General features: G+C 71.1%; 21 protein-coding genes. 17 read left to right on the top strand and 4 right to left on the bottom strand.

What is annotated here, in order from left to right:
- Nucleotides 1-56: 56 nt before the first annotated feature.
- The 5 genes from FNH08_RS10985 (at nucleotide 57) to FNH08_RS10965 (ending at nucleotide 5,609) form a co-directional block, all read left to right on the top strand.
- Nucleotides 57-299, top strand: coding sequence for a hypothetical protein (locus FNH08_RS10985; RefSeq protein WP_152771263.1), 243 nt, complete (start codon nucleotides 57-59; stop codon nucleotides 297-299).
- A 46-nt stretch (nucleotides 300-345) separates the two neighbouring features.
- Nucleotides 346-1,695, top strand: a complete 1,350-nt coding sequence (locus FNH08_RS10980; RefSeq protein ID WP_152771262.1) for an NYN domain-containing protein — start codon at nucleotides 346-348, stop codon at nucleotides 1,693-1,695.
- Between the two features lie 362 nt (nucleotides 1,696-2,057).
- Nucleotides 2,058-3,089, top strand: a complete 1,032-nt coding sequence (locus FNH08_RS10975; RefSeq protein ID WP_322724212.1) for a C40 family peptidase — start codon at nucleotides 2,058-2,060, stop codon at nucleotides 3,087-3,089.
- A 226-nt stretch (nucleotides 3,090-3,315) separates the two neighbouring features.
- Nucleotides 3,316-4,341, top strand: a complete 1,026-nt coding sequence (locus FNH08_RS10970) for a C40 family peptidase (RefSeq protein WP_322724210.1) — start codon at nucleotides 3,316-3,318, stop codon at nucleotides 4,339-4,341.
- A gap of 44 nt (nucleotides 4,342-4,385) precedes the next feature.
- Entirely contained in the window at nucleotides 4,386-5,609 is a 1,224-nt protein-coding gene (locus FNH08_RS10965) for a hypothetical protein (RefSeq protein WP_322724209.1), read from the top strand.
- Nucleotides 5,610-5,617: 8 nt separating this feature from the next.
- On the opposite strand, the gene FNH08_RS10960 is transcribed toward FNH08_RS10965, so the two are convergent.
- The gene (locus FNH08_RS10960) at nucleotides 5,618-6,910 is read right to left on the bottom strand and encodes a glycosyltransferase 87 family protein (protein WP_152771261.1); all 1,293 of its coding nucleotides are present in this window, start codon (nucleotides 6,908-6,910) and stop codon (nucleotides 5,618-5,620) included.
- A 145-nt stretch (nucleotides 6,911-7,055) separates the two neighbouring features.
- Between FNH08_RS10960 and FNH08_RS10955 the strand changes: the two genes are divergently transcribed.
- Nucleotides 7,056-8,198, top strand: a complete 1,143-nt coding sequence (locus FNH08_RS10955) for a glycosyltransferase family 4 protein (protein WP_152771260.1) — start codon at nucleotides 7,056-7,058, stop codon at nucleotides 8,196-8,198.
- Between the two features lie 105 nt (nucleotides 8,199-8,303).
- Entirely contained in the window at nucleotides 8,304-9,956 is a 1,653-nt protein-coding gene (locus tag FNH08_RS10950; protein ID WP_456114947.1) for a GMC oxidoreductase, read from the top strand.
- 51 nt (nucleotides 9,957-10,007) lie between these two features.
- Here FNH08_RS10950 and FNH08_RS10945 read toward each other — a convergent pair whose 3' ends face one another.
- Nucleotides 10,008-11,804 (bottom strand): AMP-dependent synthetase/ligase, encoded by a 1,797-nt coding sequence (locus FNH08_RS10945; protein ID WP_152771259.1) that lies wholly within the window; start codon nucleotides 11,802-11,804, stop codon nucleotides 10,008-10,010.
- Between the two features lie 337 nt (nucleotides 11,805-12,141).
- Here FNH08_RS10945 and FNH08_RS10940 point away from each other — a divergent pair, with 337 nt between their 5' ends.
- The 6 genes from FNH08_RS10940 (at nucleotide 12,142) to FNH08_RS10915 (ending at nucleotide 17,546) form a co-directional block, all read left to right on the top strand.
- Nucleotides 12,142-12,897 carry a metallophosphoesterase family protein gene (locus FNH08_RS10940; RefSeq protein ID WP_322724216.1) on the top strand — a complete coding sequence of 252 codons (756 nt, stop codon included), beginning with the start codon at nucleotides 12,142-12,144 and terminating at the stop codon, nucleotides 12,895-12,897.
- Between the two features lie 284 nt (nucleotides 12,898-13,181).
- The gene (locus FNH08_RS10935; protein ID WP_152771257.1) at nucleotides 13,182-13,622 is read left to right on the top strand and encodes an SRPBCC family protein; all 441 of its coding nucleotides are present in this window, start codon (nucleotides 13,182-13,184) and stop codon (nucleotides 13,620-13,622) included.
- A gap of 208 nt (nucleotides 13,623-13,830) precedes the next feature.
- Nucleotides 13,831-15,021, top strand: a complete 1,191-nt coding sequence (locus FNH08_RS10930; protein ID WP_152771256.1) for an ArsA family ATPase — start codon at nucleotides 13,831-13,833, stop codon at nucleotides 15,019-15,021.
- 57 nt (nucleotides 15,022-15,078) lie between these two features.
- A complete protein-coding gene (locus tag FNH08_RS10925; protein WP_152771255.1) occupies nucleotides 15,079-15,567 on the top strand; it encodes a DUF5304 domain-containing protein in 489 nt (162 codons plus the stop codon).
- 126 nt (nucleotides 15,568-15,693) lie between these two features.
- Nucleotides 15,694-16,647: an ROK family glucokinase gene (locus FNH08_RS10920; RefSeq protein ID WP_152771254.1), complete on the top strand. Its 954-nt coding sequence runs from the start codon at nucleotides 15,694-15,696 to the stop codon at nucleotides 16,645-16,647.
- Between the two features lie 152 nt (nucleotides 16,648-16,799).
- Nucleotides 16,800-17,546, top strand: a complete 747-nt coding sequence (locus FNH08_RS10915) for an endonuclease/exonuclease/phosphatase family protein (protein ID WP_152771253.1) — start codon at nucleotides 16,800-16,802, stop codon at nucleotides 17,544-17,546.
- Nucleotides 17,547-17,580: 34 nt separating this feature from the next.
- Here the strand turns inward: FNH08_RS10915 and FNH08_RS10910 are convergent, their stop codons facing one another.
- Entirely contained in the window at nucleotides 17,581-18,294 is a 714-nt protein-coding gene (locus FNH08_RS10910) for a hypothetical protein (protein WP_322724206.1), read from the bottom strand.
- Nucleotides 18,287-19,099, bottom strand: coding sequence for an alpha/beta hydrolase (locus FNH08_RS10905; RefSeq protein WP_322724205.1), 813 nt, complete (start codon nucleotides 19,097-19,099; stop codon nucleotides 18,287-18,289). Before FNH08_RS10905 ends, FNH08_RS10910 begins: the two co-directional genes overlap by 8 nt.
- A 257-nt stretch (nucleotides 19,100-19,356) precedes the next feature.
- Here FNH08_RS10905 and FNH08_RS10900 point away from each other — a divergent pair, with 257 nt between their 5' ends.
- The 4 genes from FNH08_RS10900 to FNH08_RS10885 all read left to right on the top strand — a co-directional run bounded on the left by FNH08_RS10900 (nucleotide 19,357) and on the right by FNH08_RS10885 (nucleotide 23,455).
- The gene (locus tag FNH08_RS10900; protein ID WP_152771252.1) at nucleotides 19,357-20,211 is read left to right on the top strand and encodes a lysophospholipid acyltransferase family protein; all 855 of its coding nucleotides are present in this window, start codon (nucleotides 19,357-19,359) and stop codon (nucleotides 20,209-20,211) included.
- Between the two features lie 48 nt (nucleotides 20,212-20,259).
- Entirely contained in the window at nucleotides 20,260-21,531 is a 1,272-nt protein-coding gene (macS, locus tag FNH08_RS10895) for a MacS family sensor histidine kinase (protein ID WP_194238453.1), read from the top strand.
- Nucleotides 21,532-21,620: 89 nt separating this feature from the next.
- Complete coding sequence (locus FNH08_RS10890; RefSeq protein ID WP_152771268.1) at nucleotides 21,621-22,280, top strand: response regulator; 660 nt, start codon at nucleotides 21,621-21,623, stop codon at nucleotides 22,278-22,280.
- Nucleotides 22,281-22,426: 146 nt separating this feature from the next.
- Entirely contained in the window at nucleotides 22,427-23,455 is a 1,029-nt protein-coding gene (locus FNH08_RS10885) for a 6-phosphofructokinase (protein ID WP_152771250.1), read from the top strand.
- Nucleotides 23,456-23,472: the final 17 nt, after the last annotated feature.

The following is a 23,472-nucleotide window of genomic DNA, read 5'->3' as shown; positions in this document are numbered from 1 at the left end:
CCACACGCACCAGGGAAACTGGCGCATCACGGAGACTGGAAGGAAGAGCAGCCACGATGACGACGGTCCCCCTGCCGACCGGCACCACCCGCTGGCGCTGCACGCTCTGCGGCAACCTCACGCGGTTCGACGTGACCCGCTCGTCGAAGGTCGTCGAGTACGTGCACCTCGATCTGGCCGGGGAGCCGAAGGTCGAGGAACGCGACGTGCTGAGTGAGACGATCGAGTCGGTGCGCTGCCGCTGGTGCAACGCCGTGGACCAGGTGGAACTCGTGGACAGGCCGGGGGCAGGCTCCTGACGGGAGCGGCCCCCGCAAAGGTACCGGACAGGTATTGGGGTGACGGATGGTGGAGACCACAGGCGGGGGGCCGGGCGACGGCGCCGCTGAGGTGCTCGACCGTCCGCTGCCCGAGGGCGTGCGCCGACGCGTGGTGCAGATCGTGTCCGACGGATTCGGCGGACTGACCGTCTCGGAGCTGCCCGCGCAGCTCAGACAGTACGCCCGGTTCGCTCCGAACCGCAGGGCCAAGTTCGCGGGCAACGCCATGGCGGCGGCCCTGGAGGGCGACACACTGTTCCGGCAGCGCATCGGGGAGCGGCTCAGAGAGGCCCAGCCCGAGCTCGCCGCCGCCCTCGACTCGGGCGCGCCGCCCCCGGCCGCGGACCCGCTGGACGTGGCGGCCGCGGCCTACGTGCTGCGCCCCACGGGCTGGGTCAAGCTGGTCACCGCCGCGGGCGAGGAAGCCCAGCGGGCGCACGCGGAGCGCGCGGACGAGGAGAGCCGCGCCGAGCTGGAGCACCTGCGCGCGGAGCTCGCCGAGGCCCGCGGGCAGACGAAGGCCGAGACCGAGCGGCTGCGCGCCGAGCTGGAGTCGGCCAGGAAGGAAGCGGAGTCGCTGCACCGCAAACTCCGCGCAGCCCTCAGCGACGTCAAACGCGGCGAGGCCGCGCTGCGCAAGGTGCAGGGCGAGGTCGAGGTCGTACGCGCCGAGGGCCAGGCCCAGGTGTCGGCCGCCGAGAGCGAGACCCGGCGGCTCAAGGCGCGGCTGGGCGAGGCCGAGGCGGCGGTGGAGGCCACCCGGCGCGCCGCGCGCGAGGGGCGCAGTGTGGAGGACATGCGCGTACGGCTGCTCCTCGACACCGTGCTGGACGCGGCCCAAGGGCTGCGGAGGGAACTGGCGTTGCCGCCGGTGTCCGTACGGCCCGCCGAGACCGTCGACGCGGTCGAACCCGGCCGCATGACCCCGAAGGACATCGCCGCCCGCGCCCTGTCCGAGAACGACCCCGCGATCCTCGACCAGTTGCTCGCGCTGCCCCAGGCGCATCTCGTCGTCGACGGCTACAACGTCACCAAGACCGGCTATCCGCAGATGCCGCTGGAGAAGCAGCGCCTCAGGCTCCTCGGACAGCTCTCGCAGCTCGCCGCGCAGACGAACGCCGAGGTGACGTGTGTCTTCGACGGCGCCGAACTGGCCGCGCCCGTGCTGCTCGCCCCGCCGCGCGGGGTGCGGGTGCTGTTCTCCAAACCGGGCGTCACCGCCGACGAGTTGATCCGCCAGCTGGTGCGCGCCGAGCCGCCCGGACGCCCGGTCATCGTCGCCTCCACCGACCGTGAGGTGGCCGACGGGGTGGCCAGGGCGGGGGCCCGGCCGGTGGCTTCGGCGGTCCTGCTGAAGCGGCTCTCACGCGGCTGAAAACCGTCGCCGGGCGGGCCGAGCGGTGGCTGGGTTCCGGGCTCCGCTGAACGCTCGGCCCTTCTGGTCCGTACATCCCAAGGGCCTCGTTGATCCCAAGCGCAACGTACGGGTTTCTATGCCCGAATTGGTGGAATCGTCACGCAACGTAGCGTCAAGCCGACATCACCGCACGTGAGTTAAGGGCAAAGAATGCGCTGCGTCACATAGTTTTTTCACGCGAGGATTTGATCTGATCACAAGAAGGTCACTAGGGTCGGGCCGAACCTCCGCTCGGTTGATCACTCATGAGGAGTGACGGTGGAGGGGCACCGCCCACCGGCGTGTCGGTAGGCGGCTGAAGGAAGAAGGAGCTCGCCTCCGTGGCGTCCCACCGTCGACCGAAGCAGCCGAGCCGCGCACGTGTCACCGTGCTCACCACCGCGGCAGCCGCCGCCGTGGCCCTGACCTCGCAGGCCGCGAACGCCGCGCCCAGCGAGAAGCCGAGCAAGGACGAGGTCAAGTCCAAGGTCGACGCGCTCTACGAAGAGGCGGGCCTGGCCACCGACAAGTACAACGGGGCCAAGGAGAAGCAGAAGAAGCTCGAGAAGGAGATCGACACTCTCCAGGACGAGGTCGCGCGCGGCCAGGGCGAGCTCAACGACCTGCGTGATGGCCTCGGTCTGATGGCCAGCTCCCAGTACCGCACGGGTGGCATCGACCCCTCCGTCCAGCTTTTCCTCTCCGCCGACCCGGACGACTACCTCGACAAGGCGTCCACGATGGACCAGCTGAGTGCTCAGCAGGTCGAGGCGCTGAAGAAGGTCCAGGACAAGCAGCGCACCCTGGCCCAGCAGCGCCAGGAAGCCGCCGAGAAGCTCAAGGACCTCTCCGACACCCGCAAGTCCCTGGCCGAGAAGAAGAAGGACGTCCAGGACAAGCTCGCCGAGGCGCAGAAGCTTCTCAACACCCTGACGGCCCAGGAGAAGGCGGCGCTGGCGGAGCAGGACCAGCGCGCCAGCCGTTCCGCCGAGGAACGCGTCGAACTCGGCAATGGCGTGCCGGCCTCCGACCGCGCTGCCGCCGCCCTCTCCGCCGCCGCCACCCAGCTCGGCAAGCCGTACGTCTCCGGTGGCAGCGGCCCCAACTCCTACGACTGCTCCGGGCTGACCCAGTGGGCATACGGCCAGGCCGGGGTGTCGATCACCCGGACCACGTACACCCAGCAGAACGACGGCACGAAGATCGGCCGCAGTCAGCTCCTGAAGGGCGATCTCGTCTTCTTCAACGACCTGGCGCACGTCGGCCTCTACGCGGGCAACGGCATGGTCCTGCACGCCCCGAAACCGGGTGCCGTCGTCCGCTACGAGTCGATGAGCACCATCGGTACCTTCCAGTTCGGCGTCCGCATCTGACCGCTCGGCCCGTCACGGCGTAGCGCCCGAACGGGCGAATTACCGCGACCCGCGCTGACCCCGCGCCCCGCTGATGACCTGCGTCTGAAGCGGGGCGTCACGCTGTGTGCCCGTTGTGTACCCCTTGAGGTCTTTGGTCGGCGCCCGCTCCCAGGGCTACTGTCTGGCCGTTTCCCCTGCACAGGGGGACGGTCCGTGTCAGCCAGCGAAGGGAGAGCGGCTTCCCGTGGGGTCCCACCATCGCCGCCTTGCACCGTCCGGGTTCGACCGGGGCGCGAGCGCGGCACTCTGCGTACTGTCCGCCGCGGCCGCGGCCCTCGGTGCCGTCCCGGCGGGGCCTGCCGCCGCCGCTCCGTCCGACGACACCCGTGCCGAGGTGGACCGCCTCTACGAGGAGGCGGAGCAGGCCACCGAGGCGTTCAACAAGGCCGACGAACGCGCCGACACCCTGCGCGAGCAGGTCGGTGCCGCACAGGACCGGATCGCCCGCCAGCAGGAGCGCGTCAACACCATGCGGGACGCGCTCGGTTCGCTCGCGGGCGCCCAGTACCGCTCCGGCGGGATCGACCCCTCGCTCGCCCTGCTGTTCTCCGACGACCCCGACACCTACCTCGACAAGGCCGCCGCACTCGACCGGATCAGCGCCCACCACGCAGAGGAACTCGAAGACCTGCAGCGGGCCCTGCGTGACCTCGCCCAGGAGCGTGAGGAGGCCACCGGAAAGCTCGCGCGGCTGGAGAAGAGCCGCAAGTCCGTCGCCCAGCACAAGCGCGTGGTCGAGCACAAGCTCGCCAAGGCCCGGAGGCTGCTCAACTCCCTGCCGAAAGCCGAGCGCGAGGAGTACGACCGGGCCTCCCGCGCCGGTCGCACCGACCTGCCCGACCCCGCGGACGACGCCGCGACCGGCTCCCGCGCGGCCGCCGCCGTCGCCGCGGCCCGCTCCGCCCTCGGCCGGCCGTACGTGTGGGGCGCCAACGGGCCCCACGGCTTCGACTGCTCGGGCCTCATGCAGTGGTCGTACGCCCAGGCCGGCGTCGGACTCCCACGCACCTCGCAGGCCCAGCGGTACGCGGGGCGCCAGGTGCCGATGTCCGAGGCGCAGCCCGGAGACCTGGTCCTCTACCGGGACGACGCCAGCCACGTCGGCATGTACGCGGGCAACGGCCAGGTCATCCACGCCCCGTACCCGGGCGCACCCGTCCGCTACGACCCGGTCGGCATGATGCCGGTCTCCTCGGTCACGCGGGTCTGAACCGGCGTACGCCCTGCGCGGCGGGCCACCGTACGATCGGAAACGTGGCTGGTCGACGGCGTGCGGTGTGGGCGGGGCTGTCCTTGGCGTTCGCCCTTCTCGTGGGCTGCGGGGGCGGTCCCGCACCCGACGCGGCCCGGACCGACGTCCAGCAGGTGCTCGACCGGCGGGCGGAGGCCGTGCTGGAGCGGGACGAGTCGGCGTACCGGGGGACGGAGGCGCCGACGTCCGACAGCGCGGGCCGCGCGGGCCAACTCGCCACGGGCATGGCCGAGTTCGCGAACCTGCGGAGTCTGCCCCTCGCGTCCTGGTCGTACCGCCTGACCGGCTTCCACCGCACCGGGGACCGGGCGACGGCCGCGGCGGAACTCCGCTACCGGATTCGCGGGTACGACAAGGCCCCCGTCACGGCCGCCCGCGCGCTGACCCTCACCCGGGACGACGGCACCTGGTACGTCGCCTCCGACGAGCCCGCCGACAAGGCCGCCGAGCAGTTGTGGGAGCAGGGCGCCGTGCGGGCCGTGAAGGGTGAGCACAGCCTCGTCCTCGGGGTCGGACAGTCGGCCGCGACCCTGCGCGGGTACGCGGCCCAGGCGGACCGGGCCGTGCCCGCGGTGACCGGGGCGTGGGGCGACGACTGGGCGGGGCGGGTCGTCGTCCTCGTACCGGAGTCGCTGGACGAGATGGCCGGGCTCCTCGGTGCGCCCGCCTCCGGGTACCGGGGGATCGCGGCGGTCACCACGGGCGAGGCGGGGGGCTCCCCGGACGCGCCCGCGGACCGGATCATCGTCAACCCCGACGCGTACGGCGTCCTCGGCGGCTTCGGCCGCCAGGTCGTCCTCACCCACGAGACCACCCACGTCGCCACCCGCGCCGACACGACCGCGGCCACGCCCCTGTGGCTCTCCGAGGGCTACGCCGACTGGGTCGGCTACCGGGAGACCGGGCGCACCGCGGTCCAGGTCGCCCCGGAGCTGCAGCGGGCTGTCCTGGAGGGCCGCACCCCGAGCCGGTTGCCGGACGACGCGGACTTCGGCTTCGGCAGCAACGCGACGCGGCTCGCGCAGGCGTACGAGAGCGGCTGGCTGGCCTGCCGCATGATCGCGGACCGCTGGGGCGAGGTCCGGCTGAACGAGTTCTACCGCGCGGTGGGGGAGCACGGGCAGCGGGCGGGCGCCGTGGAGGGCGCGTTGCGTGAGGTCTTCGACACGACGCCGGCCGGCTTCACGGCCGAGTGGCGGGCGTATCTGCGGGCCCAACTGGGCTGACCGGTCTTTCAGGGGCGCGGGGAACTGCGCGACAAGCCACGACGGACCCGCACCAAACCAGCGACAGAACCCGGCAGACGAGACTCCGCGGCCACATCCCCGGCGGGAACCGGAACCGAAGCCGAGGCAGCGACAGGCACCGTCCCCTCCCACAGCTCCAGCGCCGCGAGCAGCGTCGCGATCACCAGAAGCCCATTACGAGCGAAAAGCAACAGCACTCCCAGCCCATCACTCGCCACCACATGGGCGAACCACACAGGAAACTCCAACACGGTCAACAGACACGCGCCCAGCACAAGGCACACAGGCACCGTCATCCGGCTCCCCCGAAAGCACAGACAGACCGCCGCGACCCCCACCAGCCACACCATGTACTGCGGACTGATGACCCGGCTCGTGGTCGTGAACATCAGCACCGCCACGAACGCCGCCTCCGCGACCGTGTGCGCCGCGAACCGCCCGGCACGCATCCGCCACAGCACCAGCCAGCCGAAGGCCACCCCGCTCAGCAGCAGAGCCGCCGCGCTGACGACATCGACGTACGGGCCGAGGAACTCCACCGAGCCGTAGTTGAGCAGCACCTGGCCCTCCCAGCCGAACTGGCGGGCCGTGTGGAAGACGAGCGCGCCGAGCGACTCGACCTCAGTACCCCGGTCACGCTGGAAGGTCAGGAACGCGAAGGCCCCCGGCATCGACACCGAGAACAGCACCGCCAGCGCCACGCCGGTCACCACGGCGGAGAGCCACGCCGTACGCTTCCTCGCCCCCAGGAGCAGCAGCACCGGCCACACCTTCAGCAGGGCACCGAACGCCGCGAGCGCCCCCATCACGCGCGGGTGCCGCGTTCCGGCCAGCAGCGCGGCCACCGCCACCGCCGTCACCATCACGTCGTACCGGGCGTACACGGTCGGCCCGAGCAGCGCCACGCCCGCCACCCACACCCAGGTTCCGCGCAGAGTCCTGCCGGGGCGTGTCCCCGCGTACAGCAGCAGCGCGAGGACCACCAGGTCGGCGAGGAGGGCCAGGACGAAGAACGCGGTCGCGTAGTCCAGGAACGGCAGCAGCGCGGGGGAGAGGATCGGGAGCGCGGCGGCGGGCGGGTACTGCCACGTCACGTCGTTCAGGGGGTACGTGCCGGTGCGCAGGACCTCGTACCAGCCCTGGTAGATGACCGACACGTCGCTCGTGACGTCCGGGCCGGGGAAGACCAGGACCTTGAGGACGAACAGCAGCAGAAGCAGCCTGGTCGCGGTCCAGGCCGCGAGGAGCCCGACCGGGAACCGCCGTGTGCCCGCCGCCATGTCCACCTGCGCCCTTGCTCGTGTGTCCCGTGTGTCACGTGTGTCCCGTGTGTGGAGGACATGATTCCTCGTCCGTCTGTGAGAGCGCTGGCAGCGTGGCCGGGCCGGGCTGTGGGGGAACCCGCCCGGTAGGGTCGGCGGCGAGATGCACAAGACCCTGATCGTGACCAACGACTTCCCGCCCCGCCCCGGCGGCATCCAGGCCTTCCTGCACAACATGGCGCTGCGGCTGGACCCGGAGCGGCTGGTCGTCTACGCGTCCACGTGGAAGCGGAGCCGGGAGGGTGTCGAGGCGACGGCCGCCTTCGACGCCGAGCAGCCCTTCACCGTCGTACGCGACAAGACGACCATGCTGCTGCCGACGCCGGACGCCACACGGCGCGCGGTGTCGCTGCTGCGGGAGCACGGCTGTACGTCGGTGTGGTTCGGTGCCGCCGCGCCTCTCGGCCTCATGGCGCCCGCGCTGCGCAGGGCGGGCGCGGAGCGGCTCGTGGCCACCACCCACGGGCACGAGGCGGGCTGGGCCCAGCTGCCCGCCGCGCGACAGCTGCTGCGGCGGATCGGCGAGTCCACGGACACGATCACGTACCTCGGCGAGTACACACGCTCCCGGATCGCGACCGCGCTGACCCCGGCGGCGGCCGGGCGCATGGTGCAGCTCCCGCCCGGGGTGGATGAGAAGACCTTCCACCCCGGCTCCGGTGGGGATGAGGTCCGCGCCCGGCTCGGGCTCACCGACCGTCCGGTCGTCGTCTGCGTCTCCCGGCTGGTGAGGCGCAAGGGTCAGGACACGCTCATCCGGGCCATGCCCCGCATCCTCGACCGGCAGCCGGAGGCCGTGCTGCTGATCGTCGGTGGCGGCCCGTACGAGAAGGATCTGCGCAGGCTCGCCCAGGAGACCGGGGTCGCCGGCTCCGTCCGCTTCACCGGAGCCGTGCCCTGGGCGGAGCTGCCCGCCCACTACGGCGCCGGAGACGTCTTCGCCATGCCCTGCCGTACGCGCCGGGGCGGTCTGGACGTGGAGGGGCTCGGCATCGTGTACCTGGAGGCATCCGCGACGGGGCTGCCGGTCGTCGCCGGAGACTCGGGCGGCGCCCCCGACGCGGTCCTCGACGGGGAGACCGGCTGGGTCGTCCGCGGCGGCTCCCCGGAGGACGCGGCCGACCGCGTGCTCACCCTCCTCGGCGACCCGGAGCTGCGGCGCCGCATGGGGGAGCGGGGCCGGGAGTGGGTCGAGGAGAAGTGGCGGTGGGACCTGCTGGCCGAAAAGTTGAAGCAGTTGCTGTAGGGGCGGAAACGACAGAAGGGATAGAAGGGGTAGAGGTTCCAGGCGGGGCAAAAGGGATATCGAGCATCTCTGGTAATCATACGGGCGCCCGCGCATTCTGTGCACATGACAGAGAATTTGACGCACCGTCACCTCTCACGTCCCCACCTGTCGCGCCGCCGCATCCTCGGCATGGCCGCACTGCAGTCGGCCGCCGCGCTCGGTCTCACCCGGGTCTCCCTCCAGTCCGCGCACGCCGTGGAGCCCGAGGCCGTCGACAACGCGCCCGCCGTCGTGATCGGTTCCGGCTACGGCGCCGCCGTGGCCGCCCTGCGCCTCGGCCAGGCCGGTATCCGCACCCTCGTCATCGAGATGGGCCGGCTCTGGGACACCGCCGGCCCCGACGGGAAGGTGTTCTGCGCCACCAACGCGCCCGACCAGAGATCGATGTGGTTCCGGACGCGCACCGAGGCGCCGCTCGCCACCTTCCTGTGGCTCGATGTCGTCAACCGGGACATCACCGCCTACCCCGGCGTCCTGGACCGCGTCCGCTTCGCCAACATGTCCGTGTACGTGGGACGCGGCGTCGGAGGCGGCTCGCTGGTCAACGGCAGTATGGCCGTCACCCCCCTCCAGTCGTACTTCGCCGAGCAGTTCCCCACCGTCAACTCCACGGAGATGTACGGCACGTACTTCCCGCGCGCCCGCTCCATGCTGGGCGTCAACACCGTCGACCCCGCCTGGTTCGAGTCCACGGAGTGGTACCGCTTCACGCGGATCTCCCGCAAGCACGCCGAGAACGCCGGCCTGAAGACCACGTTCGTGCCGAGCGTCTACGACTTCGCCTACATGCAGCGCGAGGCCGCCGGCACCGCCACCAAGTCCGCCCTCGGGGCCGAGGTCATCTACGGCAACAACCACGGCAAGCGCAGCCTCGACAAGACCTACCTCGCCTCCGCGCTCGGCACCGGCAACGTCACGATCCACACCATGGAGCGGGCCAGAGGCATACGAAGAGCCGGTGACGGCACGTACGTCGTGACCGTCGACCGCATCGACGACACCGGCAGGGTCGTCGAGACCAAGGAGTACGGCTGCACCTACCTCTTCCTCGGCGCCGGTAGCGTCGGCACCACCGAACTCCTGGTCCGGGCACGGGAGAAGGGCACCCTGCCCGCCCTTAACGCGAGCGTCGGCGGCGGCTGGGGCCCGAACGGCAACGTGATGCTCGGCCGCGCCAACCACCTGTGGGACACCGTCGGGGCGAACCAGTCCACCATGCCCGTCATGGGCATCGACGACTGGAGCAACACCGACAACCCCGTCTTCGCCGAGATCGCCCCACTTCCCACCGGCCTGGAGCACTGGGTCAGCCTCTACCTGGCGATCACCAAGAACCCCCAGCGCGCCTCGTTCACGTACGACTCCGCGACCGACTCGGCGAAGCTCGGCTGGAGCGCCGCCCAGAGCGCGGTGTCCGTCTCCATGGCCAAGAAGCTCTTCGACCGGATCAACTCGGCCAACTCCACGATCTACCGCTACGACCTGTTCGGCTCGTCCAGCAAGATCTTCGCCGACGACTTCACGTACCACCCGCTGGGCGGCTGTGTGCTGGGGAAGGCCACGGACGACTACGGGCGCGTGAAGGGCTACTCGAAGCTGTACGTCACGGACGGCTCGCTGGTGCCCGGGTCGATCGGGGTCAACCCGTTCGTGACGATCACCGCGCTCGCGGAACGGACGATGGCGCGGGTCCTGGCCGAGGACACCGCGCCATAAGCTTTACGGCAGGTCTTACGGCAAGCCTTACGACGAGCCGACGGGACCCGCTCAGCCCCGGTAGATCGCCTCGATCTCGTCCGAGAAGTCCTTCGCCACCACGCTGCGCTTGAGCTTCAGCGACGGCGTGAGGTGGCCCGAGTCCTCGGTGAACTGGGAGGACAGAATGCGGAACTTCCGCACCGATTCCGCCTTCGACACCGCGGCGTTGCCGTCGTCGACCGCCGACTGGATCGTGGCCAGCAGGTCGGGGTCGGCGTGCAGCGACGCCGCGGTGGAACCCGCCGGCTTGCCGTGCTCGGCGGCCCAGCGGCCCAGGAACTCCTCGTCGATGGTGACCAGCGCGCCCACGAACGGCCGCCCGTCGCCCACCACCATGCACTCCGCGACCAGCGCGTGCGCGCGGATACGGTCCTCGATCACGGCCGGGGCGACGTTCTTGCCGCCCGCGGTGACGATGATCTCCTTCTTGCGGCCGGTGATCCTGAGGTAGCCGTCCTCGTCGAGGGTGCCGATGTCACCGGTGTGGAACCAGCCGTCGGCCAGCGCCTCCTCGGTCGCGCCCGGGTTGTTCCAGTACTCCTTGAACAGGTGCTCGCCGTGCAGCAGCACCTCACCGTCGTCGGCGATACGGATCACCGAACCGGGCAGCGGCTGGCCGACCGTGCCGATCTTCTGCCGGTCCCAGGGGTTGAACGCGGTGGCCGCGCAGGACTCGGTCAGGCCGTAGCCCTCCAGGACCGTGAAGCCGATGCCGCGGAAGAAGTGCCCGAGGCGCTCGCCCAGCGGGGCGCCGCCGGAGATGGCGTACTCGCCCTTGCCGCCGAGCACGGCCCGCAGCTTGCTGTAGACGAGCGCGTCGAACGTCTTGTGCTTGATCTTCAGCCCGAGCGACGGGCCCGACGGGGTGTCCAGGGCCTTGCTGTACGCGATGGCCGTGTCGGCCGCCTTGTCGAAGATCTTGCCCTTGCCGTCCGCCTGCGCCTTGGCGCGGGCCGAGTTGTAGACCTTCTCGAAGACGCGCGGCACACCGAGGATCAGCGTGGGCCGGAACGAGGCCAGCTCGTCGGTGAGGTTCTTGATGTCCGGGACCGTGCCCAGCTTGATCGGCGCCATCATCGGCGCGATCTGCACCAGCCGCCCGAAGACGTGCGCGAGCGGCAGGAAGAGGAGCACCGAGCACTCACCGGTACGGAACAGCGGACGCAGCCGCTCCACGATGTTCCCGCACTCGGCGAAGAAGCTGCGGTGGGTGAGCACACAGCCCTTCGGGCGGCCCGTCGTGCCGGACGTGTAGACGATGGTCGCCGCGTCGTCGGCCTTGGCCAGCGAACTGCGCTCCTCGACCGCCTGGTCGGTGACGTCCCGCCCGAGGCGCCCCAGCTCCTCCACGGCACCGGCCTCGATCTGCCAGACGTGCTTGAGGGCGGGCAGCCGGTCGCGCACGGACTCGACGGCGGCCGTGTGGTTGTCCAGCTCCACGACACAGGCGGTCGCGCCCGAGTCGCTGAGGATCCACTGCACCTGCTCCGGCGAGCTGGTCTCGTACACCGGGACCGTGACCGCGCCCGCCGACCAGATGGCGAAGTCGAACAAGGTCCACTCGTAACGGGTACGCGACATCAGCGCGACCCGGTCGCCCGGCTGGACCCCCGAGGCGATGAGCCCCTTCGCGGCGGCCCGCACCTCGGCCAGGAAGGTGGCGGCGGTGACGTCCTGCCAGGTATTGCCCACCTTGCGGGCGATCACGGCGACTTCGGGCTGCTGCGCGGCGTTTCTCCGGACGATGTCGGTGAGATTGCCGTCCGTGGGGACCTCGTACAAAGCCGGAAGGCTGAACTCGCGCAAGACTGCTGCTCCTCATAGGGCGCCGGCGCCCGACTCCGTGTACTGCGACGGCCGGTCCAGGACTCGGGCAGGTGCTCTCAGATTCACTTGTTGAAATCATGAGCACAACTGGACTGCCCGGACGTTACCCGCCGGTATGCCTTCTGCGACAGGGGGGTCGGGCGAGATGTTCTCTCCGTCACACGTCTGGGCCTTTCCTTCGCGCACAGTAGTCCACGGAATTCGCAACTGGCCAGTAACCACAGGTCCGGCCACCTCTGTTCACGTTTGCGCCACGGCTCTACGCTTGATCACCATGGCACCGACACCAGGCGGCAACAGCGGGACGCGCATCCACGTGGTCAGCGACGTGCACGGAAACGCGCGCGACCTGGCCAGGGCGGGCGAGGGTGCCGACGCCCTGGTCTGTCTCGGTGACCTGGTGCTCTTCCTCGACTACGCCGACCACTCGCGCGGGATCTTCCCGGACCTGTTCGGCGCCGAGAACGCCGACCGGCTCGTCGAACTGCGCACGGCCCGCCGCTTCGAGGAGGCCCGTGAGCTCGGCGCCCGGCTGTGGGCCGGGGTCGGCTCGGACCGGGCCGCCGTGATCGAGAAGGCGGTACGCAAGCAGTACGCCGAGCTGTTCGCCGCGTTCCCCACTCCGACGTACGCCACCTACGGCAATGTCGACATGCCGACCCTGTGGCCGGAGTACGCAGGACCCGGTACGACCGTGCTGGACGGCGAGCGCGTGGAGATCGGCGGCTGGACCTTCGGTTTCGTGGGCGGCGGCCTGCGGACCCCCATGCGCACGCCGTACGAGATCAGTGACGAGGAGTACGCGGCGAAGATCGAGGCCGTCGGCGAGGTGGACGTGCTGTGCACCCACATCCCGCCCGAAGTGCCGGAACTGGTGTACGACACGGTGGCGCGCCGCTTCGAGCGGGGCAGCCGGGCCCTGCTCGACGCGATCCGCCGCACCCGCCCCCGCTACTCGCTCTTCGGCCACGTCCACCAGCCCCTGGTGCGGCGGATGCGGATCGGGGCGACCGAGTGCGTGAACGTCGGGCACTTCGCCGGGAGCGGGAAGCCGTGGGTGCTTCAGTGGTGAACCCCAGGTCGGGTGGCGAGGGTCAGGCGGTCGCGCGGTAGCCTTAGGGCCTGTGCCGAGTTCCCCGCCTGCGCCCCGACGCCCGGCACGCACGCTCGCCGCACGGCGCCGCAGGACAGGTGGCTCCGCCACATGACCTGCGACACCGCACGCCGATCGCACGCACCGGCCGCCGCTGCGCCCGCGCTTCGCGCGGACGGCGGGGAACTCGGCACAGGCCCTAACGCTGCACAGGCGTGCGTACCACCCTCCCTCACCGGACCGTATCTGGAGGAGCCACGGCGATGGCGGAACACACCAGTTCGAGCATCACGATCGAGGCGGCCCCGGCCGACGTCATGGGCGTGATCGCCGACTTCGCCCGCTACCCGGACTGGACGGGCGAGGTGAAGGAGGCGGAGGTCCTGGGGACCGACGACCAGGGCCGCGCCGAGCAGGTCCGTCTGGTCATGGACGCGGGCGCCATCAAGGACGACCAGGTCCTCGGCTACACCTGGACCGGCGACCACGAGGTCTCCTGGACCCTGGTCAAGTCCCAGATGCTCCGCTCCCTCGACGGCTCCTACATCCTCAAGCCCGCGGGCGCCGGCGCGACCGAGGTGACCTACCAGCTCACGGTCGACGTCAAGATCCCCATGCTCGGCATGATCAAGCGCAAGGCGGAGAAGGTCATCATCGACCGGGCACTGGCGGGCTTGAAGAAGAGGGTGGAGTCGGGGGCGTAGCCCGGACAGGGGCGCGGGGCTGTGTCGATTTGCGGCTCCGCCGCGTGGGCGCGACAAGCCTCCCCGAAGGCTGCCGGGTCGCGCGCCCCGATAGGGGCGCGGGGAACTGCGCGACAAGCCACAACGAACCCGCAGTCGCCCACCGACCTCAACCAGGCAGACGAGGCGTCCCGGCTCCACGGCGGAGCCCCAGGTACGGTGCACTCCTATGCGCACCATCCTGATCACCGGCCAGGGCGGCAGCGGCCGCACAACCATCGCCGCAGCCACCGCCCGAAAGGCCGCCCGCGAGGGCACCCGCACCCTCGTACTCAGCGCCGACCGCACCGACACCCTCGGCGCGATACTCGGCGTCCCCACGGGCGCCGACCCGGTACAGGCGGCCCCCGGCCTCACCGCATGGCGGCCGGACGCGGCGGAGGACTTCCGCGAGGACCTGGTCGCCTTCCAGGAGCGGTCCACCTCGGTCCTGGACCTCCTCGGCGCCTCCCGCCTCGACGCCGAGGAACTCACCCCGCTGCCCGGCGCCGAGGAACTCGCCCTCCTGCGCGCCCTGCGCGACGCCGCGCTCTCCGACGCGTACGACCTCCTCGTCGTCGACCTGCCCCCGGGCCCGCAGGCCCTCGCGCTGCTCGGCCTCCCCGAGGAGCTCCGCCGCTACCTGCGCCGACTGCTGCCCCCGGAGCGCCAGGCCGCCCGCGCCCTGCGCCCCGTGCTCGGCCGCCTCGCGGGCGTGCCGATGCCCGCGGAGTGGCTCTACGACACGGCCGCCCGCTGGGACCTCGAACTGGCCGCTGTGCAGTCGGTCCTCGAGGAGCGGTCCACGACCGTACGGCTGGTCGCCGAACCGGGACCCAGCGGCACCGACCACGTGCGCACCGCCACCGTCGGCCTCGCCCTGCGCGGCCTGCGCGTCGACGTGCTCCTCGCCAACCGCGTCCTGCCCCACACCACGCACGACACCTGGCTGGTCGGCCTCATCGCCCAGCAGCGCAAGGCCCTGGAGGGCTGGCGGGACGCGTACGGCGGCCGGCCGGGCGTCCACGAGGTCGCCCACCTCGGCAGTGACCCCCGCGGCGGTGACGACCTCGCCGCGCTCGACGTGCCCGAGGTCGGCCCGGACCCCTCCCCGGTCGAGTGGCCCGTCACCGAACGGCACGCCGACGACGGGGACGGAAGGGTCTTCGTCTGGCACATCCCCCTGCCCGGAGCGATACGCGAGGAACTGGACCTCATCCGCCGAGGGGACGAACTCGTGGTCACCGCCGGGCAGTTCCGTCGTATCCTCCAGCTCCCGTCGGCCCTGCGCCGCTGCACGGTGGACGGCGCGTCCCTGCGCGAGGGCGAGCTCAGGATCCGGTTCGCTCCGGACCCGGATCTGTGGCCCGAGGGGCGGTGAACGGCGTACCCCCGTTCGGGTAACGTCGAAGGTACGAACCGTAGGCAGGAGTCCGCCATGAGCGAAGAGCGCCCCACGTCCGATGCCGCTCGGAAGAAGGCTCAGGACGAGGCGGTCGACGAGGTGCACGCCACCGATCCCGACGCCTGGGCGACGGCGTGCGAGGAGGACCTCGTCGCGGAGAAGGCCCGGCGTCGCGCCCGGTACGGGCCGCCCCCGGGCTCGGCCGCCGAGGAGCTGCGCAAGCTGGTCGACGCCGTCGCCGACAAGCTGACCGGCATCCAGTCACCGCTGTTCGGCGCGGTCGCCTCGGGCACGGCCCAGCAGATGCTGAACCAGGCCGTCCAGCAGGCGAAGGCCGCCGTCGAACCCGTCATCGAACGCAACCCCGACGTCTTCGACCACCTGGCCGCCGCCGGCTCCGAGCTGCTCGCCGCGTACCGCTCCGCGGTGGAGAACCAGGAGCGGCGCTGGACGAGCCCTGAGGCCGACCGCCGGGACAAGGGCGAGGACCCCGGCCCCGGAGAGCGCATCGACCTGGACTGACGCCCCTCAAGGAGGCCCTGCCGTCAGGTTCCGCCGCGTCCGCCCACCGGTTGGACGACGGGACCCTGACGGCAGGGCCTCGGGTACGGTTGGCCGTAGCGGGGCTCGACCGAAACTGAGGGATTCATGGGACTCACCATCGGCGTCGACATCGGCGGCACGAAGATCGCGGCCGGTGTGGTCGACGAGGAAGGCAACATCCTCTCGACCCACAAGGTGCCGACTCCGGGCACGCACGAGGCCATCGTGGACGCCATCGCCGCCGCCGTCGAGGGCGCCCGCGCCGGACACGAGATCGTCGGCGTGGGCATCGGTGCCGCCGGCTACGTCAACCGCCAGCGGTCCACGGTCTACTTCGCCCCCAACATCGACTGGCGCCAGGAGCCGCTGAAGGAGAAGGTCGAGGCACGCGTCCACCTGCCGGTCGTCGTGGAGAACGACGCGAACGCGGCGGCGTGGGGCGAGTACAGGTTCGGCGCAGGCAAGGGCCACCGCAACGTCATCTGCATCACGCTCGGCACCGGCCTCGGCGGCGGCATCATCATCGGCAACAAGCTGCGCCGCGGGCACTTCGGCGTGGCCGCCGAGTTCGGCCACATCCGCATGGTCCCGGACGGCCTGCTGTGCGGCTGCGGCTCGCAGGGCTGCTGGGAGCAGTACGCGTCGGGGCGCGCCCTCGTCAGATACGCCAAGCAGCGCGCCAACGCGACCCCCGAGAACGCCGAGATCCTGCTCGCCCTCGGCGACGGCACCCCCGAGGGCATCGAGGGCAAGCACATCTCCGTGGCGGCCCGGCAGGGCGACCCCGTGGCCGTCGACTCCTACCGCGAGCTGGCCCGCTGGGCCGGCGCCGGCCTCGCGGACCTCGCCTCCCTCTTCGACCCCTCCGCCTTCATCGTCGGCGGCGGCCTCTCCGACGAGGGCGAGCTGGTCCTCGACCCGATCCGCAAGTCCTACAAGCGCTGGCTGGTCGGCGGCAACTGGCGGCCGGTGGCCGACGTGATCGCCGCCCAGCTCGGCAACGAAGCGGGCCTGGTGGGCGCGGCAGACCTGGCCAGGCAGCCGGACCCGACCATGTGAGGGTCACCTTTCGAGGTGGGGGAACTGCACGCTTTTAGGGGCGCGGGGCCGTATAAACATGCGGCTCCGCCGCGTGGGCGCGACAAGCCACACACAACCGGCAGTCGCACACGAACCTCGCGCCCCGAGCTCTTGGGCGTAGATTGATCCACATGTCGCTGCTCCCCCATTCCCGTACGGAGCCAGACGGTTCCGCGGTCATCAGGGTCCTGAGCTACAACATCCGCTCGATGAGAGACGACACCGAAGCTCTCGCCCGAGTGATCACGGCGTGCGCCCCCGACCTGGTCCTGATCCAGGAGGCCCCCCGCTTCTTCCGCTGGCGCAAGAAGCTCGCCAGGCTGGCGGCGGCCTCCCACCTCGTGACCCTCTCGGGCGGCGCCACCGCCTCCGGCCCGGCTCTGCTGTGCTCGCTGCGGGCCACGGTCGAGCGCACGGAGGACGTACTCCTGCCCCGCACCCCCGGCCTGCACCGGCGCGGCTTCGCGACCGCCGTCGTACGGTTCGGGGGCGCCCGGCTGGGTGTCCTCAGCTGTCACCTGAGCCTGCAGAAGGACGAGCGGTACGAGCAGGGCGGCATGCTTCTCGACCGGCTCGCAGGGATGGGCGTGGAGCACGCGATCGCCGGCGGCGACCTCAACGAGCGCCCGAACGGCCGCACTTTCAAGCGCCTCACCGCCGACCTCCAGGACTGCTGGGAGACCGCCCCCTGGGGCGCGGAGCACACCTTCACCCCCGACGACCCCCGTCGGCGCATCGACGCGATCCTCGCCACGCGGGGCGTCGAGGTGCTGGGCTGCGGCGTGCCCCTCGGCCAGCCAGGGATCACCGAAACCGACCTGAGGGCGGCCACGGACCACCTGCCGGTCCTTGCCGCCCTCAGGGTGCCCGCGAGCTAGTTTCGTCCCGGGCCGGGGCCCAGGGGCCCGGGGGTCAGACGACCGCGCCGCGCCCCGGATCGTCGTCGTCCTCGTCGTCGCCCTTCATGCGCATCACCAGCGTGGCGAAGCCGCCGAGGAAGCCGCCGATACCGAGGGTGGCCAGCCACCAGGTCATGTCCCAGCCGAGCAGGACGGCGAGCAGGAGCAGGACCGGCCCGCCGACCACCGCGAGCCAGGCGAACTTGGCCGTCGCGTCGGCCGCCGGCAGCGGGGGCGGCTCCGGCGGTACGAAGTGGCCCTCGTCGTCCTCGTCGAAGTCGTCCTCGCCCGGCTCCGGCGTCCGGTAGTCGCGCGGTCCGCCGCCGACCCCGGGCGCGAACGCGATGGAGCTGCCCAGCGGCTTGGTGGCGGCAGGCCCGGCCTCGTCGGGGGACTGGTCCGCGGGCTTGTCGGAGCCCTTGTCCGAGCCCTTGTCCACGCTCGTGCCGGAGGGCTTGTCGGAGGGCTTCTCCGGGGGCTTGCCTGCCGACTCGCCGGGAGTGTCGTCCGGCTCGGACTCCAGCAGAACGAGGTCCTCCACCGAGCGGAACGGCCGGGCACCGGGCGGGTCCGGGGGCTCCGCGCCGTACCCCGCGACGATCGCCTGCCACGCGGCGTCCTCGTCGAAGGGCACGTGCTGCTCCTCGCCCGACGCACCCGATCCGTCCGACTCGCCGGGAAGCGCGCCCTTCTCCTCCGGCTCGCGCTCGGAGTCGTGCTCAGCCACCAGCGGCCGTCCCTTCCTGTTGGCCCACCTGTCCCGCACCGGTGGTGTCCTTGCCGGCACCGGGCGCGAGCCGGGCGATGAACGCGTAGCTCTCCTCGAAGATCCGCTCCGCGTCATTGTCCAACGTCGCCACGTGATAGCTCTGTTCCAGCAGGATCTCCGTGACGTCCGTGGACGACACCCGGCTGAGGATGCGCGCGGAGTCGGCCGGCGGCACCACGTGGTCCTCGGGGCTGCGCAGCAGCAGCATCGGCTGGGTCACCTGGGGGAGCTCGCCGTCGACCTGGCGGAAGAAGTTCCGCAGGGAGTGCGCCGCGTGGAGCGGGACCCGGTCGTAGCCGACCTCGACGACGCCCTCCTTCTTGATGTCGCTGGTGAGTCCCTTCGTCGTCCGGACGAGGTGACGGAGTACGGGGAGGGCGTACGCGGACAGGCCGTGCACCTTGTTCCCCGGGTTGACGACCACGATGCCGCGGACGCCGTCCCCGTGCTTCGCGGCCAGCCGGAGGGTGAGCGTACCGCCCATGGAGAGACCGAGGACGAACACCTGGGCACAGCGCTCGCGCAGGGCGCGCAGCTCGCGGTCAACCTCCGCGTACCAGTCCTGCCAGCCGGTGAGCTGCATGTCCTCCCAGCGCGTGCCGTGGCCGGGCAGGAGCGGCAGGGCGACGGTCAGATCGCGCTCGGCGAGGTACTCCGCCCAGGGGCGCAGCGACTGCGGGGAACCGGTGAAGCCGTGGCAGAGGAGGACACCGACCTCCCCGCCCTCGTGGCGGTACGGCTCGGCTTCAGGACGGACCGGCACGTCGGTCTCCTGTTCGGTGAGGTGAGGACCGGGAACAACAGCAGGAAAAGCAACAACAGCAGGACAGGCCTCGGGACCCCACGGACCTCACGTCTGAGGTCGGCGGGCTTCGAGGTGTACTTCACCGTACGCGACCGCACTGACACCGACCAGGCCCTTCGGCCACTCGGCCCGGAGGCCCGTCGGGGCCTTTGACGGTGCTCCGGGTTAAGGTCTGATCGACAGACACAGGAGGCACTCGGTTGTTGTACGGCGCGATGAAGGTTTCCGTCGGAGGGCCGCTGAAGCTCGTCTTCAGGCCCTGGGTGGAGGGCCTGGAGAACGTTCCGGCCGAGGGTCCCGCGATCCTGGCGAGCAACCACCTGTCCTTCTCGGACTCGTTCTTCCTGCCCGCGGTCCTCGACCGCAAGGTCACGTTCATCGCGAAGGCCGAGTACTTCACGACGCCCGGCGTCAAGGGCCGGATGACGGCGGCCTTCTTCAAGGGCGTCGGCCAGCTCCCCGTGGACCGCTCCGGCGCGCGCGGCGCGGGTGAGGCGGCGATCAGGAGCGGTATCGAGGTCCTGGAGCGCGGCGAGCTGTTCGGTATCTACCCGGAGGGCACCCGTTCGCCCGACGGCCGCCTCTACCGGGGCAAGCCGGGCGGCCTCGCGCGCGTGGCGCTCGCCACCGGCGCCCCTGTCATCCCGGTCGCCATGATCGACACGGAGAAGATCCAGCCGCCGGGAAAGGTCATGCCCAAGCTGATGAGGCCGGGCATCCGCATCGGCGAGCCCCTGGACTTCCGCCGGTACCAGGGCATGGAGCACGATCGTTTCGTGCTCCGCGCGGTGACCGACGAGGTCATGTACGAAATCATGAAGCTCTCCGGCCAGGAGTACGTCGACATCTACGCGACCGCCGCCAAGCGGCAGATCGCGGAGGCGGCGAAGGCGGAGAAACAGGCCGACAAGGCCGCGAAGGCGGCGCTGGCCAAGGCCGAGAAGGACCAGGCGGAGAAGGAACGGTCCGAGCGGGAACGGTCCGAGCGGGAACGGTCCGAGAACGAGCGGTCCGAGAACGAGCGGTCCGAGAGCGAACAGGCGGAGCGGGAGCACGGGTCCGGCTCCTAGACAGACCCATCCACCAGGGGTGGGGTGGGCAGCGAGCCGTGGGGGGACATGCCCAAGCGCGAGAGAGTCATGAGAATGTCGGTCGAGCAGCCGCTGTGGCGTGCCCTGACCGGCTACCGCATCCTGACGATGCTGTACGCGATCGGCCTCTACATCAGCGCCAACGACGAGTTCGCCCGCCCCTGGGTGGCCGTCGCCTACTACGCGGTGCTCGTCGTGTGGACACTGGCCACCCTCCCCAGGGTCGCGAACGCGGCCAGCTGCACCAAGCGGTTCCTCGCCGTCGACCTCACCATCGCGCTCGTCGGCATCCTGCTCACCCGCGTCGCCGACGCACCAGGGCGGATCGAGGCCGGCGGCCCGACGCTGCCGTCGATCTGGACCGCGGGTGCCGTCCTGGCCTTCGCCATCAAGGGCGGCTGGCGCTGGGCGGCCTTCGCCTCCACGCTCGTGGCCGCCGTCAACATCGTCGAGCGCGGTGCCCCGACCCGCGACACCATCCACAACGTGGTGCTCGTCTGGGTCGCCTCCATCGCCATCGGCTACGTCGTCGAGGTCGCCCGCGCCTCCGAGCGCACCCTCGCCCGCGCCCTGGAGATCGAGGCCGCGACCCGCGAGCGGGAGCGGCTGGCCCGCGACATCCACGACAGCGTGCTCCAGGTCCTCGCCATGGTGCAGCGGCGCGGCACCGCGCTCGGCGGCGAGGCCGCGGAACTGGGCCGGATGGCGGGCGAGCAGGAGGTCGCCCTGCGCACCCTGGTCTCTGGCGGGCTCGTTCCCGTCTCACGCGTCTCGGAGGACGCGGCCCAGGGAGCGGTCGTACGGGCGGTGGAGGAGCCGGACGGCCCGGACGGCCATGACGGCCCGGACTCGCCGGACGGGAAGGCGAACCCGGTCGACCTGCGCGCCCTCCTCGCTCCGTACGCCGGCTCCAAGGTCACCCTCTCCGAGCCCGGTGCCCCCGTGGAGCTCGCCCCGCTCACCGCGCGCGAGCTGGCCGCCGCTGTCGGTGCCGCCCTGGACAATGTCCGCAAGCACGCCGGTGACAGTGCCCGCGCCTGGATCCTGGTGGAGGACGAGCCGGACGAGGTGATCGTGACCGTACGGGACGATGGCCCCGGCATCCCGGAGGGACGGCTCGCCCAGGCCGAGGGCGAGGGCCGGCTCGGTGTGGCGCTGTCCATCCGGGGGCGGCTGCGTGACATCGGCGGCACGGCGGACCTGATCTCGGTCGCGGGACAGGGCACGGAAGTCGAACTGAAGGTACCCAGGGCCCCGCAGGGCCCGAAGGACGCACGGGGGAAGGCGGAGAAGCGGTGACGGAGAGCAGCGGGACGACGGCGGGGACGCGGACGCAGGGAGCGCCGGGAGCGCCGGAAGAAGATCCTCAGCAGGGCTCGATCAAGGTCATGGTGGTCGACGACCACCCCATGTGGCGTGACGCCGTCGCCCGCGACCTGGCCGAGTCCGGCTTCGACGTGGTCGCCACGGCGGGCGACGGCGAACAGGCGGTACGCCGCGCCCAGGCCGCCGCGCCTGACGTCCTCGTCCTGGATCTGAACCTGCCGGCCAAGCCCGGGGTGCAGGTGTGCAAGGAACTGGTGGGCGCGAACCCGGCGCTGCGCGTTCTCGTCCTCTCGGCCAGTGGTGAGCACGCGGACGTCCTGGAGGCCGTGAAGTCCGGGGCGACCGGCTATCTCCTGAAGTCGGCCTCCACCGAGGAGCTGATCGACGCGGTGCGCCGCACGGCCGTCGGTGACCCCGTGTTCACGCCCGGCCTCGCGGGCCTGGTCCTCGGCGAGTACCGCCGCCTCGCCTCGGAACCGGATCCCGCCCTGGCCGCGGGAGCGGAGGCCGACAGGCCCAGGGCCCCGCAGCTCACCGAGCGCGAGACCGAGGTGCTCCGGCTGGTCGCCAAGGGCCTGAGCTACAAGCAGATCGCCGAACGCCTGGTCATCTCGCACCGCACGGTCCAGAACCACGTGCAGAACACCCTCGGCAAGCTCCAGTTGCACAACCGCGTGGAGCTGGTCCGCTATGCCATAGAGCGGGGCCTCGACGAGGCGTAAACAGTCCGATACGCCCGGACGAGTGATCCCAAGTTGATCAACTCACCCACAATTCACCGGAATTGACCTTCCGCCCCATACTGAAGTGACCTGGATCACTATTAGCGTGACTGACGTCATGCAGTGCAGGGCGAAGGGACATTTCCATGCGGGTCGGAGTACTGACCGGAGGCGGCGACTGCCCCGGGCTCAACGCCGTCATCCGGGGCATCGTCCGCAAGGGCGTGCAGGAGTACGGCTATGACTTCGTCGGCTTCCGGGACGGCTGGCGGGGTCCGCTCGAGAACGACAGCGTGCGGCTCGACATCCCCGCGGTGCGCGGCATCCTGCCGCGCGGCGGCACCATCCTCGGCTCCTCGCGGACCAACCCCCTCAAGCAGGAGGACGGCATCCGCAGGATCAAGGAGAACCTCGCCAAGCAGGAGGTCGAGGCGCTCGTCGCGATCGGTGGCGAGGACACCCTGGGGGTGGCCGCGCGCCTCACGGACGAGTACGGCGTCCCTGTGGTCGGCGTCCCGAAGACGATCGACAACGACCTCTCGGCCACGGACTACACCTTCGGTTTCGACACCGCGGTCGGCATCGCCACGGAGGCGATCGACCGCCTCCACACCACGGCGGAGTCGCACATGCGGGTTCTGGTGGTGGAGGTGATGGGCCGGCACGCCGGCTGGATCGCCCTGCACTCGGGCCTCGCGGGCGGCGCGAACGTCATCCTCATCCCCGAGCAGCGGTTCGACGTCGACCAGGTCTGTGCGTGGGTGACCTCGCGCTTCCGGGCCTCCTACGCGCCGATCGTGGTCGTGGCGGAAGGGGCCATGCCCAAGGACGGTGACATGGTCCTGAAGGACGAGTCCCTCGACTCCTTCGGTCATGTCCGTCTCTCCGGTGTCGGTGAGTGGCTGGCCAAGGAGGTCGAGAGGCGTACGGGCAAGGAGGCGCGTACGACGGTGCTCGGGCATGTCCAGCGGGGTGGCACTCCCAGCGCCTTCGACCGCTGGCTGGCCACACGCTTCGGGCTGCACGCCATCGAGGCCGTGCGGGACGGGGACTTCGGCAAGATGGTCGCGCTGCGGGGGACCGATATCGTCCGTGTCCCCATCGCCGATGCCACGGCCCGACTGAAGACGGTCGACCCGAAGCTGTACGAGGAGGTAGGCGTCTTCTTCGGCTGACCCCTTTCACTTATAAC

The organism is Streptomyces spongiae (assembly GCF_009377185.1).
Lineage (GTDB): Bacteria > Actinomycetota > Actinomycetes > Streptomycetales > Streptomycetaceae > Streptomyces > Streptomyces spongiae.
This window is presented reverse-complemented; position numbering and strand designations above follow the sequence as displayed.